The sequence below is a fragment of the Paracoccus sp. S4493 genome, from assembly GCF_000967735.1.
Lineage (GTDB): Bacteria > Pseudomonadota > Alphaproteobacteria > Rhodobacterales > Rhodobacteraceae > Paracoccus > Paracoccus marcusii.
Genome location: NZ_JXYF01000578.1, coordinates 1 through 316 on the forward strand (window position 1 = coordinate 1; position 316 = coordinate 316).

Here is a 316-nt window from a genome sequence, read left to right on the forward strand (position 1 = left end):
CAGGTCAAAGCGCGCATCGGCGCAGGTCATGTAGGCGAAGCCGGGCGCAAAGCCGCAGAAGGCCACCTGCCAGGTCGCGGCCTGATGGGCGGCGATGACTTCGTCCGTGGTCAGTTCCATCAGGGACGCCACCTCGGCCAGATCCTCGCCGTCATAGGTCACGGGGATCTCGACCGTCTCGGTCGCGCGGGGGGCAGGCGCGGTGCCCGGCGCGGGCTGGCGGGCCAGCACGGCGCGGGCCAGCGCCGCATCGGCCGCCACGCCGGGATCGGTGGTCACCATCAGCGTGCGGGCGGCGGGCACGATCTCGGCCACG

At 73.1% G+C, this 316-nt stretch carries 1 protein-coding gene; it reads right to left on the minus strand.

Annotated elements, in window-relative coordinates; translation table 11 throughout:
• Positions 1 to 316: carboxyltransferase domain-containing protein (locus tag TW83_RS19130; RefSeq protein ID WP_045984381.1), on the minus strand; the 316-nt coding region annotated here is incomplete at both ends.